Here is a 17,456-nt window from a genome sequence, read left to right on the forward strand (position 1 = left end):
CTCAAGCCGAAAGCATCCGGCGCAACGCGAGGCAATCACGCGCATGCCAGTCAGCCAGTTCCGGCCACGGATTGTCCGGCAGGTTCACCAATACCGTCCGCGCGCCCGCCGCACGGCCGCAGTCCAGGTCGAAACGGTAATCGCCCACCATCACCATCGCCTCGGGCGCCACACTCCAGGCCTCGGCCAGTTTCAACAGGCCGCCTGGATGGGGCTTGGGCGGCGCTTCGTCACGGCCCAGCACATCCTCCACGGCGAAACAGTCTGCCAGGCCGATAGCTTGCAGGGTCACGTGGGCCAGCTCCCGGGCGTTACGCGTCAGGATCCCCAGGCGATAACCCCGCCCCGCCAGCTCGCGCACCAGCTCAACCGCCCCCGGCGCAGGCCTGGAGCCGAGCGCCAGGTCCCGCTCGTGTTCCAGCAACCAGGCATGCTTGGCTGCGGCTTCGTCGGCGGGCAACGCCGCCAGGTGGGTCAGAATGTCGTCTTCGGCGGGGATCGCCAGGGCCACGCGGATTGCCGCAAAATCATGCACGGCGATGGTCAGCGTACCGTCCATGTCGAACACCCAGTGCCGCACATCAGCCAGGCTCATGCCCAGTCCTTGCGGTGGCGAATCAGGCCTTCCTGGGTCACCGATGCCACCAACTGTCCGGCGCGATTGAACACGCTGCCACGGGAGAACCCACGGGAGTTGCCGGCCCCCGGGCTGTCCATCGCATAGAGCAACCAGTCATCGGCGCGCAGATCGGCATGGAACCACAAGGCGTGGTCGAGGCTGGCGACCTGCATGTCCTTTTGCCAAACCGATTTGCCGTGGGGCAGCATTGAGGTGGTCAGCAAACCGAAGTCCGAGGCGTAGGCCAGCAGGTATTTATGCAGGGCCGGCGAGTCTGCCAAAGCGCCATCAGCCCGGAACCATACGTACTTGACCGGATCGGCCGGTTGCGGATTGTAGGGATCTTTTTCGGTAACCGGGCGCACCTCGATCGGTTTGGGACACAGCAGTTTTTCCCGCATGTGCTCGGGCAGCAAATGCGCCCGCTGCTGGGTCAGTTCCAGTTCCGAAGGCAGGTTCTCCGGCCCGACCACCTGGGGCATGGAGTTCTGGTGCTCAAAACCCTGCTCGTCGTATTGAAACGAAGCGCTGCACGTGAAAATCGGGTTGCCCTTCTGGATCGCCGTGACCCGGCGGGTGCTGAAACTGCCGCCGTCACGCACCCGGTCCACCTGGTAGACCACCGGCAACGCCGCATCGCCCGGACGCAGGAAGTAACCGTGCATCGAATGCACATGACGGGCCTCTTCCACAGTCTGGCTGGCCGCCGACAGTGACTGGCCCAGCACCTGGCCGCCGAACAACTGGCGAAACCCCAGGTCCTGACTGCGACCGCGAAACAGGTTCTCTTCGATGGGTTCCAGGGTCAGCAGGTCGACCAGATCTTCCAACACGTGGCTCATTCAGACTTTCCTCACACAGCTCAACCGCGCAGTCGATGCTGCGACGGTGGATCGATTGTTGGCCCGGGCCATTGTGGCGGGCATTGTAAACGTCCGTGTCGGCTAACCGTGCAGGGTCTGTAGCCACTGCTCACGGTTGATGCGATAGAGCACATGTTGACGCAATGGATGACCGACCGCGAGCTTTGGGTGTTCGAAGTCATCGGCCGGATCATGATGCATGCCGATGGCTTGCATGACCTTTTGCGAGGGCAGGTTATCGGCGGCGGCGAACGCCACCACCTCATCCAGCCCCAGGCGATCGAAGGCACAGCGCAGGGCCGTCCATGCCGCTTCGCTGGCATAGCCCAGGCCCCAGTGCTCCCGGGCCAGACGCCAGCCGATCTCGATCGCCGGAGTGAAGTGCGCGTCGAACCCGACCACGCCCAAGCCGGTAAAGCCGATGAAGGCCCCGGTGTCCTTGCGCTGCAGGGCCCACAAACCGAAACCATGTTCGGCAAAATGCCCACGCACGCGCCCGATCAGTGCGGCGCTTTCCAGGCGACTCAAAGGCCCCGGAAAATAACGCATCACCTGCGCATCGGCAGACATGGCGGCAAACTCCGGCAAGTCCGCGTCGCGCCACTGCCGCAGTATCAGCCGCGCGCTTTCCAGTTCCAGTATCGGCTCCATTTCCTTCCTCTCCATGCCCAGCGTCTACTCAAGCGAAATCTCAACGCCCAAATAAACTGCCCACGGCCGCTGCCGGGATCAAGATGGGAGACGCAGGCGATGTGTCCACCTTGATCGAGTGAGCCACGCGGCTGCGCCAGGTATCAATTATCGACAGGCTTGGCTTTGCTGGCGAGGAGTTCGTCGCGCTCGTCAGGCGCTACCGGTTCAGACTGCGCTCGTAAGCGGCCAGAACAGTGCGCTCCGACTGCACCAGATAGGCTTCGAGCAGTCGGGTGGCCTCCTCTGATTGTCCTTCTTCGATACAGCGCAGGATTGAAACGTTCATATCGACATAGGGCATATGCAGGAACTGCGGATCTTTGAGCAACCCGAACGCCAGCCGCAGCTCGGCTGATATCTGACCGTAGAACACCACCAATCGCGGGCTGTCGGCCAGTTCGACAATAGCCTTGTGGAACATCATGTTGGCGGTGCCGACAGCCTTCCAGTCCTTGGCTTCACGCGCTCGCATGCCCGCCTCCACCGCTTCGCGCATATGCAACGCTCCCGGATGCAGCGGGTAGCCCTGGGCAATGGCCTTGCATTCGATAAAGCGGCGTACACGATAGATGTCGATGATCGACGCCATGTCGGGTACCGCCACGCTCACCCCGCGATTGGGTTCATGCTTGAGCAACCCCTCGCGAGTCAGGACCCTGAACGCTTCCCTCAAGGTATTGCGGGAAATCTGCAGGCTTTCGGCCAGCGCCGCTTCGGACAACCGTTGGCCCGGAACCAGTTCACCTTCGACCAGCATTCTGCGGACTTCCTGGGTGATGGATTCTCCCAGCGAGCGAGGAAGGGAAGGTGAAACGTCGTTCATGTGCAATCCAGGATAAGGGAAAGCCACGATGTTCCACGAGAGCTTGGTGCATGGCAAGGCGCCAGGGGCCTGCCTGCATCATTAAGTAACACGCACGAGTGACAAGGTTACAATTCGGTGCAAATTGTAGCCTTACACCAAACTGATTGTTGAACAATCAAGACGCTATAGATCAACGCATTGAGGCTGATGATTGAGTCCTGGCACGCTCGTTGCTCAATAAAAAAATCTCCCACCCGCAGGAATGATGCCGTGACTCAGACAGCCGTGACACAGACCGCTCAAGATTTTACAAAGACGCGACGCTCTTCCCTGATCGCAGCAGTTTTCATGATGGCGACTTCCGCCATCGGCCCTGGGTTCATCACCCAGACCGCCACGTTCACGGCCAAGATGGGTGCGGCATTTGCGTTCGGTATTCTGGCGTCGATTCTGATCGACTTCGTGGTTCAACTGAACGTCTGGCGTATCGTCACCCTGACCCGAATGCGTGCCGCAGACGTGGCCAACAAAGCCATTCCAGGCAGTGGTTACCTGCTGGCGGTGCTGGTGATCTTCGGCGGGCTGGTGTTCAACGTCGGCAACATCGCCGGTGCCGGGCTGGGTCTGAATGCGCTGTTGGGGCTTGATGCAAAATGGGGCGGTGGCCTCAGCGCCCTGCTGGCCATTGGCATCTTCCTCTCCCATCGCGCCGGATTGGCCATCGACCGACTGATTGTCGTGCTGGGTCTGGTGATGATTGGCCTGACGGTATTCGTGGCCTTTGCCTCTAACCCGCCACTGGGTGAAGCCCTCTACCAGACCGTACTTCCGGACCAGATCAACTTCGCCACCATTACGACCATTGTCGGCGGCACAGTCGGTGGTTACATCACCTACGCAGGGGCTCACAGACTGCTGGATCGCGGTACTACCGGGGTAGAAAATCTCCAGGCAGTGACCAAAGCAGCCCTGGGCGGCATCATGGTCACCGGCCTCATGCGCTACATCCTGTTTCTCGCCATCCTCGGTGTTGTTGCCAGCGGCGTAGTCATCGACACCTCGGGGCAGAGCGCCAATCCGGCCGCACAAGCCTTCCAGGCAGCGGCCGGGCAGTTCGGCCTTCGTGTCTTCGGTCTCATCCTCTGGGCCGCCAGTATCACCAGCGTGATCGGCGCCGCTTACACCTCCATTTCGTTTATCACCGTATTCAAGCCGGACATCACTGAGCAGGGTCGCAACCGCGCCACCACCGTGTTCATCGCCCTATCGCTGCTGATCTTTGTGCTGATGGGAACGGCTCCTGCCGCACTGCTGCTCTTCGCGGGCGGTTTCAATGGCCTGATACTGCCAATCGGCCTGAGCATCTTTATCTACGTCGGCTGGCGCCGGTCCGACCTCATGGACGGTTACCATTACCCACGCTGGTTGCTGGTGCTGGGCGCCCTGACCTGCCTGCTGACCTGGTACATGGCAATCAAATCCGTTGGGCCGATCTTCGCCTTCCTCAACGTTGCCTGAGCCCGATAACGAACAAGGAGTCACGTGAATGCCAACGATAGATATCAACAGCGACCTGGGCGAAAGCTTTGGCGCCTGGCGCATGGGCGACGATGCCGCGATGCTCGATGTCGTGACCAGCGCCAATGTCGCCTGCGGTTTTCACGCCGGTGACCCGGCCGGCATCCTGCGAACACTGAAAGCGGCGGTGGCAAAAAATGTCACCATTGGCGCCCATGTCGCTTACCCGGACAAAGTGGGCTTTGGCCGACGAAACATGGACGTGGCCAGCGATGAGCTGACTGCCGATGTGATCTACCAGATCGGCGCGCTGCAGGGCCTGGCCAAGGCCGCCGGCACCTGCGTGCGCTATGTGAAGCCCCATGGCGCCTTGTACAACACCATTGCTCACGATCGCCGTCAGGCACTGGCGGTGATCGAAGCCATCCGCGCGGTCGACGCCAACCTCATATTGGTTGCCCTGGCAGGCTCAAGCCTGATTGAACTGGCCCGTAACGAGGGTTTGCAGTGTGTCGCCGAAGCCTTCGCTGACCGCGCCTATACGCCACAGGGCACCCTCGTCTCTCGCCGCGAGCCCGGGGCCGTACTGCATGATCCCCAACTCGTGGCCCAACGTATGCTGCGTCTCGTTGAAGACAGCACCCTGGAAGCCATCGATGGCAGCTTGACCCGCATCCAGGCCGACTCGATCTGTGTCCATGGCGACAGCCCGGCAGCGGTAGAAATGGCCCGCGAGCTGCGCCGCGTACTGGAACAGGCAAACATGTCCTTGCTGCCCTTTGCCGGAGCTCGCCCATGAGAGCCTTCGATCTCGCCCGCCAGGTGGCGATTGCCGCTGCCCGCGATGCACGCACCACTTACCGGAATGGCCTGGTCGCCCCCACGGCGGGTATCGCACCGGGCATGACCCAGGCCAACCTGATCGCCCTGCCGCGCGCCTGGGCGTACGACTTCTTGCTATACGCCCAGCGCAATCCCAAAGCCTGCCCGATCCTTGACGTCAGCGATGCCGGCAGCCCGAGTACGCTGCTGGCTGAAGGGGCGGACCTGCGCACCGACATCCCGCTGTACCGCATCTGGCGCGATGGAAAGCTGGCCGAGGAAGTCAGTGATGCCACTCAGGCCTGGGGCGAACACGACGACATGGTGGCCTTTTTGATCGGCTGCAGCTTTACCTTTGAAACAGCCCTGCAAGAGGCCGGCATCGACGTGCGGCATATCACCGATGGCTGCAACGTACCGATGTACCGGACCCACCGTGCCTGCCGTCCGGCCGGACGTCTGCACGGTGAAATGGTGGTGTCCATGCGCCCGATCCCGGCCGATCGTGTAGCGCAGGCCGCGAGTATTTCCGGGCGTTATCCTTCGGTCCATGGTGCCCCGGTGCACATCGGCGAGCCCGCGCTGCTCGGCATCCAGGACTTGAATCGACCCGATTTCGGTGACGCCGTTCGTATCGAACCCGGCGAAATCCCGGTGTTCTGGGCCTGCGGTGTAACGCCCCAGGCAGCGGTCATGGCGTCAGGCGTGCCCTTCGCCATCACCCATTCGCCGGGCCATATGTTCATCACCGATGTGCCTGACAGCACCTACCACGTCTAGGAGTCTCCTGTGCGTTTTCTACCGGTCAACCTGGACGCCCTGCTTGTCGAATTGAAAGACCTGGACGAGACCCTCGCGTTGTTCGACGCCCTGATGGCCGAGCCTATTGCTGGCGTGGAGGAAATCATTCCTGCCGCACGAACGCTGCTGATCCAGTTCCGCCCCAGCGCCATTGCGCAGCAGACGCTCGTTAATCGTATCGCTGGCCAGGACCTGAGCCAGCGCCGCGCGATCGAGCATCGCCGGGTGGAAATTCCCGTTCACTACAATGGTGAAGACCTCGACGAGGTCGCCACGCTGCTGGGGATCAGCCGCGCCGAGGTGATCAAACGCCACACCGCCCATGACTACAGCGTGGCCTTCTGCGGATTCGCTCCAGGCTTCGCCTACCTCACCGGCGGTGCCGGCTTCCAGGTGCCGCGCCGGCAAACCCCGCGCACCCGCATACCCGCCGGCGCCGTAGCCTTGGCGGGCGAGTTCAGCGGCGTCTATCCGCAAGCCAGCCCCGGCGGCTGGCAGATCATCGGGGTAACGCCCTCGCGAATGTGGGATCTGAACCGCGACGAACCGGCGTTGCTACGCCCCGGCTACAAGGTCCGCTTTACCGATGCCGGCCCTCTCCCGGCCAGTGGTTTGCCTGCGCCCAACCCGCCGACATGCGCCGCCCCACCCAGCGGCGCCTGCCTGGAAATCATCACCCCCGGGCTGCACAGCGTGCTGCAGGACTTGGGGCGTCCCGGCCAGACCGGCCAAGGTGTGTCCAAATCCGGCGCGCTGGACCTGAGTGCCCTGCGAGCCGCCAACCGTGCGGTGGGCAACCGCTCGCACGTGGCCTGCATCGAAGCGATACTCGGCGGCTTGAGTGTTGTCTGCCATGGTCGTGCCGTGATCGCTGTCACCGGCGCCCAGACCCCGGTCAGCATCACCACGGCTGGCGGCCTGCAATGGCAAGCGCCCAACTATCAGCCCATCGAATTGGACGAAGGCGATCGCGTCAGCCTCGGTTCACCCAAGGCGGGGCTGCGCAGCTACCTGGCGATTCGCGGCGGGTTTGACGTCACGCCCGTGCTTGCCAGCTTGTCCACCGATACCCTGGCCCAAGTCGGCCCCCCTGCCCTGGCAGCCGGTGACCGCCTGGGTTTTGCGACACTCAGCACGGGCGCCAGCGTATCGCTGAACGAAGCGCCGGCCTTTGAACTGCCAACGGCGAGCGACATCGTCACCCTCGACGTGGTCATGGGTCCGCGTACCGACTGGTTTACCGAAGATGCCATTCAGCGTCTGAGCAGTCAGCTCTGGCGCGTCACCTCACAGTCCAACCGCGTCGGTATTCGTCTGGCCGGTGAAATGCCGCTTGCGCGCAGCAATCACCAGGAGTTGCCCAGCGAAGGCACTTGCGTCGGCGCCATTCAGGTTCCGGCCAGCGGCCAACCGGTTCTGTTTCTCGCCGATCACCCGTTGACCGGTGGCTATCCAGTGATCGCCGCAGTCGCCAGCTACCATCTCGACCTGGCGGGTCAGATACCTATCAATGCGCAGATTCGCTTCAACCCTGTGGACGGCTTCAAAGAGATTCAGCCCATTACGCAAGCCTCTTCTTCAACTGCCGATGTGAAAAAACTTCCATGAAAAAATTACTGATTGCCAACCGTGGTGAAATTGCCGTCCGCATCGCCCGCGCCTGCCGCGACTACGGTGTGCAGTCTGTCGCCGTCTATGCCGACGCGGACATCGACGCCCTGCACGTGCGCCAGGCCGACGAAGCCTACTCACTGAATGGCCAACGCCCGGCCGATACCTACCTGGATATCGGCAAACTTATCGCCGTCGCCAAACGCAGCGGCGCCGATGCAGTGCACCCCGGCTATGGTTTTCTGTCGGAACGGGCCGACTTCGCCCGGGCGGTGATCGACGCGGGGTTGATCTGGGTCGGTCCCAATCCGGAGACCATCGACGTGCTCGGCGACAAGGTCGAGGCGCGGAAAATTGCCCAACTGGTCGGCGCGCCTCTGGTGGCCGGAACGCCTGGCCCGGTCGAAAGCGCCGCCGAAGTACTGGCCTTCGCTGAACAGCACGGCCTGCCAATTGCCATCAAGGCTGCCTTTGGCGGCGGCGGACGCGGTATGAAAGTCGCCTGGCGCATGGACGAGGTCGCGGAGCTGTTCGCCTCGGCCGTGCGCGAAGCCGAAGCGGCCTTCGGTCGCGGCGAATGTTTCGTCGAACAGTTCCTCGACCGCCCTCGGCATATCGAAGCGCAGATCCTCGCTGACAAACACGGCAAGGTGGTCGTAATGGGGACCCGGGATTGTTCGCTGCAGCGACGCAACCAGAAACTGGTGGAGGAAGCGCCGGCGCCCTTTATCAGCGATGAACAGCGCCAGCGTATTCATCAATCCGCTCAGGATATCTGCGCCAAAGCCGGCTACGTCGGTGCCGGCACGGTGGAGTTCCTGCTCAGCCAGGATGGCACCCTGTCGTTCCTCGAGGTCAATACCCGCTTGCAGGTCGAGCACCCGGTGACCGAAGAAACCACTGGCGTGGATCTGGTGATCGAACAACTGCGGATCGCCGATGGGTTCCCCCTGTCCTTCAACGAAACGCCGACACCACGCGGCCACAGCTTCGAATTTCGCATCAACGCCGAAGACGCAGGCAAGGGTTTCATGCCGACCCCCGGACACATCACTGCCTTCCAACCACCCTCTGGCCCGGGCGTACGTCTGGACAGCGGCGTGACCAGCGGTTCGCAAGTGCCCAGCACCTTCGATTCGATGATGGCCAAACTGATCGTCACTGGCGCCACCCGCGAACAGGCGATCGTCCGCGCCCGGCGCGCCCTGGCCGAATTCAATATCGAGGGTATCGCCTCGGTACTGCCATTTCACCGGGCCGTGATGGACCATGACGACTTCACGGGCGCGGGTCGCTTCGCCGTGCATACGCGCTGGATCGAAACCGATTTCGCCGACCAGATCACCCTCGCACCACGCAACGCCCTGTCGGCCGACCCCGGGGTGTTGCGCACGTTCGTGGAAATCGACGGCAAGCGCCACGAACTGGGCCTGCCGGCCGAGCTGTTGCGCGGATTGAGCCTGAACCCACCAGCCACGGCGGGCGAAAACACGACCCCGAGCGAGGAGGCTGATCCGCAGGCGCTACGTACCTCGGTCGCGGGCAATCTGCATACCTGGGTCGTCGAAGACGGCGAAGCGGTGAACGCCGGTCAAGTGGTCGCCGTTATCGAAGCGATGAAAATGGAAACATCGATCCTGGCCCCTTCTGACGGCAAGGTGCGGATTACTGAACAGGCGGGCGCCTATTTCGAAGCCGGCTCGATCATCGGCCGTATCGAAACCGCTCACTGATCCAAACGTTTTCCTTACGCAGGTAACACGCGCAACGGGTGAATAACCCGGTTGCCGCGTGCTGCCCGCAAAAAATGTTCGATGTCATGTTGCATAGACACTCACGATAAAACACAACCCCTAAAATCTGGCGTTATCTGGAGCATAAAGAGCATGTTGATCAACAAGGCTTTTGCGGTGGCGGGTACCTGCGCGTTGGTTTTTCCATTGACGGCATCTGCAGATTTTATTGCCGACAGTAAGGCCAGTGTGGAACTGCGCAACTTCTACTTTGATCGCGACTTTCGTAACGGTCCACCCACGGCCCAGCGTGACGCGGCAAAAGAATGGGCGCAGGGCGTCATGATGCGCCTGGAGTCCGGTTATACCGCCGGCACCGTGGGCCTGGGCATCGACGCTACCGGCATGCTCGGTATCAAGCTTGACGGCGGTGAGGGGTCCGGTGGCACGGGCCTGTTGCCGGCTGACCTGAGCTCGAAAAACGGCCGCGGCTCACAGGACGAATATTCCAAACTCGAACTCACGGCCAAGGCGAAAGTTTCGCAAACCGTTTTGAAAGTTGGCTCACTCGCCTTCCGCACACCCGTGGTATCGAGCAATGACACGCGCCTGTTGCCGTCGACTTTCGAAGGCGCGCTACTGACCTCCAGCGACATTGATCAGTGGGTCCTGCAAGGGGGCAAACTGGAACAAATAAAATTCAACAGTTCCTCCAACTATCAGGACTTCACCGGTAACCGCATCGGCGGTGTCAGTGATGACTTCCGCTTTGCCGGTGGTACTTACAGTTTCAACAAAGCCCTCAGCACAAGTTTGTTTTATGGCAACCTGGAAAATGTCTATAGGCAGTTCTTTGGCGGCGTCGTCTATGAAATTCCTCTCGCCGCACAACAGTCGCTGAAGTTCGATCTGCGCTATTCGAAAAGTACCGATGACGGTCACTTCCGTCCTCTCGATAACCGGGCAACGAACGGGCTGGTTTCCTACACCCTGGGCTCCAATGTGTTCACGGCCGCCTATCAGCGCATGAGCGGAGACGATCCGTTCCCCTACATCGCCAACAGCGACCCATACCTGGTCAACTTCGTGCAGATCAACGATTTCGCCAACACCCAGGAGCGGTCATGGCAGTTGCGCTATGACTACAACTTCGCCGCGCTGGGCATCCCCGGGCTCACCTTCATGACGCGCTATGTCAACGGCGACAATGCCCAGCTCGCAGGCGGTAACACGGGCAAAGAGTGGGAGCGCGACACCGACATCGGTTACGTGATCCAAAGTGGTTCACTGAAGAACCTCGGGGTCAAACTCAGGAATGCGACGGTTCGTTCGAACTTTGGCAATGACCTGGATGAGACCCGTCTGATCGTGAGTTACACATTAGCGCTCTAAGAATCACCGCCCTCCCACAGGGATCTGTGCTGATAGAATGCCCCGCTTATTCCCGTCCTCCGTAGCTCACGCCATGATCCCAATCGCCCAACCCCGCACCGTAAACGTCGCCATCATCGGCGGCGGCCCTGCCGGCCTGATGGCGGCCGAGGTGTTGAGCCAGGCCGGGATACAGGTCGACCTGTACGACGGCATGCCCTCAGTGGGCAGAAAATTCCTGCTGGCCGGTGTCGGCGGCATGAACATCACCCACTCGGAAGACTTCCCGCCGTTCCTGTCCCGCTACGGCGAACGCGCGCCCAATATTGCCCCGCTGCTGCGAGCATTTGGTGCGCACGAGTTATGCCAATGGATTCACGGATTGGGCATCGATACCTTTGTCGGCAGCTCCGGGCGAGTATTTCCTACCGACATGAAAGCCGCCCCGCTGCTGCGCGCCTGGCTCAAGCGTCTGCGTGATGCCGGCGTGGTGATCCACACCCGCCATCGCTGGCTTGGCTGGAACCCGGACGCCAGCTTGAGAATTGCCTCCGCCGATGGCGAAAAGGCGTTGCAGCCCAACGCGACGCTGCTGGCCCTGGGCGGCGGTAGCTGGTCACGTCTGGGGTCGGACGGCGCCTGGATGCTGCCGCTGGAACAGCACGGCATAGCCCTGGCGCCACTGCAGCCGAGCAATTGTGGATTCCAAGTGCAGGCCTGGAGCGATCTGATGGTCAGCAAATTCGCTGGTGCCCCGCTGAAAAATGTCGCCATCGGCCTGAACGACGACAAACCGCGCCTCGGCGAGTGCGTGATCACCGCCACCGGCGTCGAAGGCAGTCTGATCTACGCCCTGTCGGCACCGATTCGCGAAGCCATCAACCAGCACGGTAGCGCGACGATCCATCTGGACCTGCTGCCGGGCCGGCCGCTGGACAAGATCCAGCAAGCGTTGAGCAAGCCTCGCGGTTCACGCTCGATGGCCAAGCACCTGCACAGTCAATTGGGGATCGATGGGGTCAAGGCTGCGCTGTTGCGCGAGCAAACGCCCGCCGATTGTTTCGCTGACCCGGCGCGGCTGGCCCAGGCCATCAAGGCCTTGCCCATCACCCTGATAAAACCCCGCCCGCTGGACGAAGCCATCAGCAGTGCCGGTGGCGTGACCTTCGAAGCCCTGGACGAACGCCTGATGCTCAAGCAGATGCCTGGCGTGTTCTGCGCCGGGGAAATGCTCGACTGGGAAGCACCGACCGGCGGCTATCTGCTCACGGCCTGCTTTGCCAGCGGCCGGGCGGCGGGGCTGGGAATGTTGGAGTGGTTACAGCGCAAGGTTTGAAATCCCAGGCGCGGCCATCGCGAGCAGGCTCGCTCTCACATTGACGGTGTACACAAATCAAATGTGGGAGCGAGCCTGCTCGCGATGGCGGCGTGTCAAACGCTGCGGGTCATCAAGGCTTACGCTTACGCGGCCCGGTATTGAACACCGGTACTTTGCGCACAGGCTTGACCGAAGGCTCCACGGGCGAGGTGTCTCCGCTGTCGACCCACTTGCCCAGATTGCGCTTGCCGCCACCGCCCGAGGCTTTCGGTTTCTTCGGCTTTTTCGGCTTCTTGATGACCTGGCCGCTGGCATCGGTGTCCGGCACCCGATGCTCAGGCTCGAAGTCCTGTTCCATCTGCCGTGGCAACGTCTGACGGGTCAGGGTTTCGATGGCTGACAGCAGATTCACTTCATCGGCGCAGACCAGGGAAATCGCTTCCCCGGTGGAGCCCGCCCGGCCAGTACGACCGATACGGTGAATGTAATCCTCGGCGACGATCGGCAAATCAAAATTCACCACCAGCGGCAAATCTTCGATATCCAGCCCCCGAGCGGCGACGTCGGTGGCCACCAGGATCTGGATTTCACTGGCCTTGAAACGGTCCAGCGCCCGCTGACGGGTGGCCTGGGGTTTATCGCCGTGGATGCCGTCGGCATTGACGCCCATGCCCTGGAGTTTTTCCACCAGCGCATCGACACCGTTGCGGGTCTTGGCAAATACCAGCACCTGTTTCCACTTGTTCTTGCGCATCAGGTGCACAAACAACTCTGGCTTGCGCTTCTTGTCCACCGTAACCACCCATTGCTTGACGGTGTTGGCGGCAACGTTGCGCGGGCTGACCTCAATGCTCAGCGGGTCGTTGAGCATCTGCCCGGCCAGCAGACGGATCGCGTCGGAGAACGTTGCCGAGAACAGCAGCGTCTGGCGCTTCTTCGGCAGTGCTCTGTAGATATTCGCCAGCTCCTCGGAGAAGCCCAAGTCGAGCATACGGTCGGCTTCGTCCAGCACCAGGGTCTGCAACTGGTTGAACTTCAGCGCATTCTGGCGGAACAGGTCGAGCAAGCGTCCCGGCGTGGCGACCAGCAGATCAACACCTTTGCGCAGCTTCATCATCTGCGGGTTGATGCTGACGCCGCCGTACACCGCATAGGTGCTCAACGGCAGGTTTTGCGCGTATTGGCGCACACTTTCGTGGACCTGCTCGGCCAGCTCACGGGTCGGCACCAGAATCAGCGCCCGTACCGAGTTGGCGCTGACCTTCGGCCCCTCGGTGGTCAGCAACTGCAACAGCGGTACGGCAAAACCGGCAGTTTTTCCGGTGCCGGTCTGGGCCGCGGCCATCAGGTCGCGACCGGCCAGCACCGCCGGCATGGCTTGGGCCTGCACCGGGGTCGGGGTCTGGTAGCCAAGCGTCTCGAGGGCGCGCAGCAAGGGGTCGATCAGGCCAAGGGTGGCGAAAGTCATGGAAGTACCGTAGGAAAAATCAGCGCAAGGTGTGCAATGCGCGGCAGTTTACCCTAAATCAGGATTCGGCCGGCGCAGGCTTGGGTTTGCGCCACTGGGGCAATCCGATCAACACCACGGCACTGATGATCACCAACATCGCCAAGGCCTCCTCGCTCCCGATGGTTTCACCGGCGAACACAATGCCCAGCAACACCGCCACCGCCGGGTTGACGTAGGCATAGCTGGTGGCCGCCGCCGGACGTACGTGCTTGAGCAGGTACATATAGGCATTGAAGGCAATGATCGAACCGAAACAGGTCAAGTAGGCCAGCGCGAGCCAGCCTTCCAGCGGCGGAATGCTGTCCAGGTGTTCGCCGCTGGCCACGCTGCCGATCAATAGCACCACACCGCCCACCAGCATTTCCACGGCACTGGCCATCGCCCCCGCCGGCAGCGGCAGGTGCTTGCTCAGTACCGAACCGAAGGCCCAGGATGCCGCCGCGAACAGCAGCAAGGTCGCGCCCAGTGGGCTCGATTGCAGGTTGGAACCGAGGTTGAGCATGGCAATGCCGATCAACCCCAGCACAATCCCCGCCCACTCCAGACGGGTATTACGGGCGCCCCAGAAATATCCACAGAGCAAGGTAAATAGCGGCACCGTCGCCACGGCCAACGCCGCGACCCCAGACGCAACGCCCGTGTGCTCGGCGACACTAACCGCGCCATTGCCGAAACTGAGCAACAACACGCCGATCACGGCCCCCGCCTTCCACTGCGCCCAGGTCGGTGCCGGCGCCCCGCGCCAACGCAGGAAACCGTACATCAGCGACCCGGCAATCACGAAGCGAATCCCGGCCAACAGCAGCGGCGGCCAATGTTCCACACCGATGCGAATCACCAGGTAGGTCGACCCCCAGATGACGTACAAGGCAAAAAATGCAGCGATCAATGGCAAGGGAAAACGGCGTGGGCCAGGCATGGTCAGCTCGAAATCAGGACAATGAGAGACGCTATTCTAGAAAGGCGACAGGCGGAAAATAAGTTACAAAACCTGTTTATCCGAACCGTACACTTTTCAAAACACGGAGATCGGCGCTATAAACCGCACTTTCGAAAGTCAGCCCTCCGGAAGCCCGAACCGTGGATAAATACGATCGCATGCTGCTCAGCGCCCTGTTGGAAAACGGTCGTGCGTCCTATGCCGAACTGGCCCGTAAAGTGAACCTGTCGGCCCCGGCCGTGGCCGAGCGGGTCAGCAAACTGGAAGCCAGCGGCGTGATCACCGGCTACCAGGCGAAAGTCGACATGGCGAAGATCGGCCTGCCGGTCCAATGCGTCATCGAACTGCGGATGAATCAGCACGGGAACCAGAAGACTTACGATGAGCTGTGCAGGATCCCGCAACTGACCGAATGCCATCGGGTGACGGGCGACCCGTGCGTGATCATGCAGGCGGCGGTCGGCTCGATGCCGGAACTGGAAGAGCTGATCAACCGCATCGCCAAGTTTGGCTTCAGCAAGACCTCGATCGTGCTGTCCAGCGCCATTGAAAAGCGCGTGCCGCTGGGGCAGTTGGAAGGCAATGGGAAATAACCTGCTCACCACTGATCAACCTGTGGGAGCGGGCTTGCTCGCGAATGCGGTGTGCCAGTTACATGTCAGTTCACTGACACACCGCATTCGCGAGCAAGCCCGCTCCCACAGGTGTTCTGGCGGTGTGTTTAAAAACCGCGATGCCGCTTGAGGTGCTCGTTGATCTTCGCCGCCGGCACTTTCTGCAAACTGCACAGCAAATCGTGGGACAACTCCCGCAGCCCGTGCTGTTGCCGCAGCTGCGTCGCAAGGTGCGCGGTGAGGTTGGCGGCCATTTCGGCGTCGGCCATGGCCCGGTGAGCCTGGCCGGTGTGGGGCAGGCCGGCGAAGGTGTTGAGTGTGCCGAGCTTGTGGTTCGGCGCCGACGGCATCAGGCGCCGGGCCAGCAGCAGTGAACAGGCAAAATTCTGCAAACGGGTGCGCTTGATCCGGCCCAGTTCGAAGTCCCAGAACTTCTGGTCGAACGCGGCGTTGTGGGCCAGCAGCGGTGTGATGCCGACGAACTCGTTGACCTCGTTCATCACCTTTTCCGCAGGCGGGGCGCTGCGCAGCATGGCGTTGCTGATGCCGGTCAGTTGCTCGATGAACGCAGGCACGCGCACACCGGCGTTCATCAGGCTTTGATAGCGATCCACAATCCGGCCCTGTTCGAGAATCACCACGGCGATTTCGGTGGCCCGGCAACTGCTGCTCGGCGTGATGCCGGTGGTTTCAAAGTCGATGACTGCGATGCGTTCCAAACCTGTCTGAACTCCGTAAAAATCAATTCTTGAGCAGCAACGCGCCTTCGATCGGCACGTAGCGGCTGGCGGCGCGGATCAGCGAGTTGGCCGTCAGCCCCGGTACGCCATAGGCCACCGCTTGCACACCGTGTTTGTTGATGATGCGCTCAAGCAGCATGTCAAAGTCACCGTCACCTGACGCCAACACCACTTCGTCAACATGATCGGCGGCGTCCATGATGTCCAGGGTGATGCCCACGTCCCAGTCACCTTTGGCCGAGCCGTCGCTGCGCTGGATGTAAGGCTTGAGCTTCACGATAAACCCCAGGTTACGCAGGATCTGCTGGAATTGCTGCTGCTTGCTGTCGCCGCGATCGATCGCATAAGCATAGGCCTCGACGATCTGCCCCTGCTTGCTGACATCGGCCCACAAGGCCGCGTAGTTGAAATGGCAACCATAAGCCTGGCGCACGGTGTAGTAGAGGTTCTGGACATCGGCGAACACTGCGATTTTTTTCACCGCGTTTCCTCTTGAATGCACAAGCCAGCAGAGCGGGCCCGAAAAGTTGCCCAGTATGCCAGCCCAGAGGAATGTTCCGCGAATAATCGGTCCGAGGCACCAGGGCGCCCCGGACGAATGGCAGGTCAGACGAAGGAGTCGTCATCGCCGAAAAAGGATGAATCGTCGCTGTAGTCGGCGTCGTTGAAACCGCCTTGGTCGCTGCCATAGGCATCGTTACCGGCGACACTTGAGTCATCGCCCCAGCCGCTGTCACTGCTTGCCGTGTCGTTGACCGGTTGGGCCGGCTCCTGCTCGATGACCTCGACGACTTCCTGAGGCTGCTGGGCACCGTGGAACAGACTGCTGATGCCCTGGGCCAGCATCACGCCACCGGCCACGCCGGCCGCGGTTTTCAGCGCGCCGCTCATGAAGCTGCCGGCCCCTGGAGCCTGCTGTTGCGCAGCGCCGTAGTTTGCCGGCGGCGCGGCGTAGTTCTGTTGGGGAGGGGCGTAGTTCTGCTGGGATGGTGCATTGAAGCCAGGCCGCGCCGGTTCGCGCCAGCCGCCACCGCTGGTTGGCGAAGCGCCCGGAGCGGACGCTGGACGTGAGTCGCGCGCGCTGCCACCGAAAATACTCGAGAGAAAACCACCGCCACCGCTGGGCGCCGGAGGCTGTTGGCGGGCCTGTTGCAGGTCAGCCTGCAGTTGCTGGATTTGCTGGGTCAGTTGCTTGTTCTGCTCGTCGAGGCTTTTGAGCGCCGTTTCTTGCACCAGGATCGCCTGGGTCATGAAATAGCCCGCCGCGGGCTGGCTGGTCATATGTTCCTTGATCCGCGCCTCGGCCTGGGCGTCGCGCGGGGCTGAATCCTTTTCGGCCTGTTGCAGCCGTGAAAACAGTCCATCGATCAGGGTTTGTTCTTCGCTGTTCATGGCGACCTCATCAGATTGCCGGGTAGAAAAACCATGCCGGCCCCACAGGACCGGTGCCAGCCAGTAATGGGGCTGGGCACAGAGGTTTCAATGGTCTTTACCTGAT

At 61.6% G+C, this 17,456-nt stretch carries 17 protein-coding genes; 8 read left to right on the top strand and 9 right to left on the bottom strand.

Translation table 11 applies throughout. From position 1 onward, the window contains the following. Position 1: 1 nt before the first annotated feature. The 4 genes from PSH57_RS24960 to PSH57_RS24975 form a co-directional block, all read right to left on the bottom strand. Entirely contained in the window at positions 2-595 is a 594-nt protein-coding gene (locus PSH57_RS24960) for an HAD family hydrolase (protein WP_305385994.1), read from the bottom strand. Continuing rightward, the gene (gene tesB, locus PSH57_RS24965; protein WP_305444782.1) at positions 592-1,461 is read right to left on the bottom strand and encodes an acyl-CoA thioesterase II; all 870 of its coding nucleotides are present in this window, start codon (positions 1,459-1,461) and stop codon (positions 592-594) included. Before tesB ends, PSH57_RS24960 begins: the two co-directional genes overlap by 4 nt. A gap of 102 nt (positions 1,462-1,563) precedes the next feature. After that, on the bottom strand, positions 1,564-2,133 hold the full coding sequence (locus tag PSH57_RS24970; protein WP_305385995.1) for a GNAT family N-acetyltransferase: 570 nt from the start codon (positions 2,131-2,133) through the stop codon (positions 1,564-1,566). Positions 2,134-2,332: 199 nt separating this feature from the next. Continuing rightward, the gene (locus tag PSH57_RS24975; protein WP_305385996.1) at positions 2,333-2,998 is read right to left on the bottom strand and encodes a GntR family transcriptional regulator; all 666 of its coding nucleotides are present in this window, start codon (positions 2,996-2,998) and stop codon (positions 2,333-2,335) included. 267 nt (positions 2,999-3,265) lie between these two features. Between PSH57_RS24975 and PSH57_RS24980 the strand changes: the two genes are divergently transcribed. The 7 genes from PSH57_RS24980 (at position 3,266) to PSH57_RS25010 (ending at position 12,172) form a co-directional block, all read left to right on the top strand. Then, positions 3,266-4,498 (top strand): NRAMP family divalent metal transporter, encoded by a 1,233-nt coding sequence (locus PSH57_RS24980; RefSeq protein WP_256232837.1) that lies wholly within the window; start codon positions 3,266-3,268, stop codon positions 4,496-4,498. A gap of 28 nt (positions 4,499-4,526) precedes the next feature. Beyond that, a complete protein-coding gene (locus PSH57_RS24985; protein WP_305385997.1) occupies positions 4,527-5,297 on the top strand; it encodes a LamB/YcsF family protein in 771 nt (256 codons plus the stop codon). Continuing rightward, positions 5,294-6,100: a putative hydro-lyase gene (locus PSH57_RS24990; protein ID WP_305385998.1), complete on the top strand. Its 807-nt coding sequence runs from the start codon at positions 5,294-5,296 to the stop codon at positions 6,098-6,100. Before PSH57_RS24985 ends, PSH57_RS24990 begins: the two co-directional genes overlap by 4 nt. Positions 6,101-6,109: 9 nt before the next feature. Next, entirely contained in the window at positions 6,110-7,729 is a 1,620-nt protein-coding gene (locus tag PSH57_RS24995; protein ID WP_305416182.1) for a 5-oxoprolinase subunit B/C family protein, read from the top strand. Beyond that, positions 7,726-9,465 (top strand): acetyl/propionyl/methylcrotonyl-CoA carboxylase subunit alpha, encoded by a 1,740-nt coding sequence (locus PSH57_RS25000; RefSeq protein WP_305385999.1) that lies wholly within the window; start codon positions 7,726-7,728, stop codon positions 9,463-9,465. The genes PSH57_RS24995 and PSH57_RS25000 overlap by 4 nt, the downstream gene beginning before the upstream one ends. A 153-nt stretch (positions 9,466-9,618) precedes the next feature. Next, complete coding sequence (locus PSH57_RS25005; RefSeq protein ID WP_305386000.1) at positions 9,619-10,857, top strand: OprD family porin; 1,239 nt, start codon at positions 9,619-9,621, stop codon at positions 10,855-10,857. 73 nt (positions 10,858-10,930) lie between these two features. Continuing rightward, complete coding sequence (locus PSH57_RS25010; protein WP_305386001.1) at positions 10,931-12,172, top strand: TIGR03862 family flavoprotein; 1,242 nt, start codon at positions 10,931-10,933, stop codon at positions 12,170-12,172. A 112-nt stretch (positions 12,173-12,284) separates the two neighbouring features. Here the strand turns inward: PSH57_RS25010 and PSH57_RS25015 are convergent, their stop codons facing one another. Next, entirely contained in the window at positions 12,285-13,622 is a 1,338-nt protein-coding gene (locus PSH57_RS25015) for an RNA helicase RhlE1 (RefSeq protein WP_305386002.1), read from the bottom strand. Between the two features lie 58 nt (positions 13,623-13,680). Further along, entirely contained in the window at positions 13,681-14,583 is a 903-nt protein-coding gene (yedA, locus tag PSH57_RS25020) for a drug/metabolite exporter YedA (RefSeq protein ID WP_305386003.1), read from the bottom strand. Positions 14,584-14,744: 161 nt separating this feature from the next. Here yedA and PSH57_RS25025 point away from each other — a divergent pair, with 161 nt between their 5' ends. Continuing rightward, complete coding sequence (locus tag PSH57_RS25025; RefSeq protein WP_305386004.1) at positions 14,745-15,197, top strand: Lrp/AsnC family transcriptional regulator; 453 nt, start codon at positions 14,745-14,747, stop codon at positions 15,195-15,197. Between the two features lie 128 nt (positions 15,198-15,325). Here PSH57_RS25025 and PSH57_RS25030 read toward each other — a convergent pair whose 3' ends face one another. From PSH57_RS25030 to PSH57_RS25040, 3 genes are all read right to left on the bottom strand, one after another. Then, positions 15,326-15,937 carry a 3'-5' exonuclease gene (locus tag PSH57_RS25030; RefSeq protein ID WP_305386005.1) on the bottom strand — a complete coding sequence of 204 codons (612 nt, stop codon included), beginning with the start codon at positions 15,935-15,937 and terminating at the stop codon, positions 15,326-15,328. Positions 15,938-15,959: 22 nt separating this feature from the next. After that, entirely contained in the window at positions 15,960-16,439 is a 480-nt protein-coding gene (locus PSH57_RS25035; RefSeq protein WP_305386006.1) for a LabA-like NYN domain-containing protein, read from the bottom strand. Between the two features lie 125 nt (positions 16,440-16,564). After that, entirely contained in the window at positions 16,565-17,350 is a 786-nt protein-coding gene (locus PSH57_RS25040) for a DUF2076 domain-containing protein (RefSeq protein ID WP_305386007.1), read from the bottom strand. Between the last annotated feature and the right edge of the window lie 106 nt (positions 17,351-17,456).

The sequence above is a fragment of the Pseudomonas hefeiensis genome, assembly GCF_030687835.1.
Classification (GTDB): domain Bacteria; phylum Pseudomonadota; class Gammaproteobacteria; order Pseudomonadales; family Pseudomonadaceae; genus Aquipseudomonas; species Aquipseudomonas hefeiensis.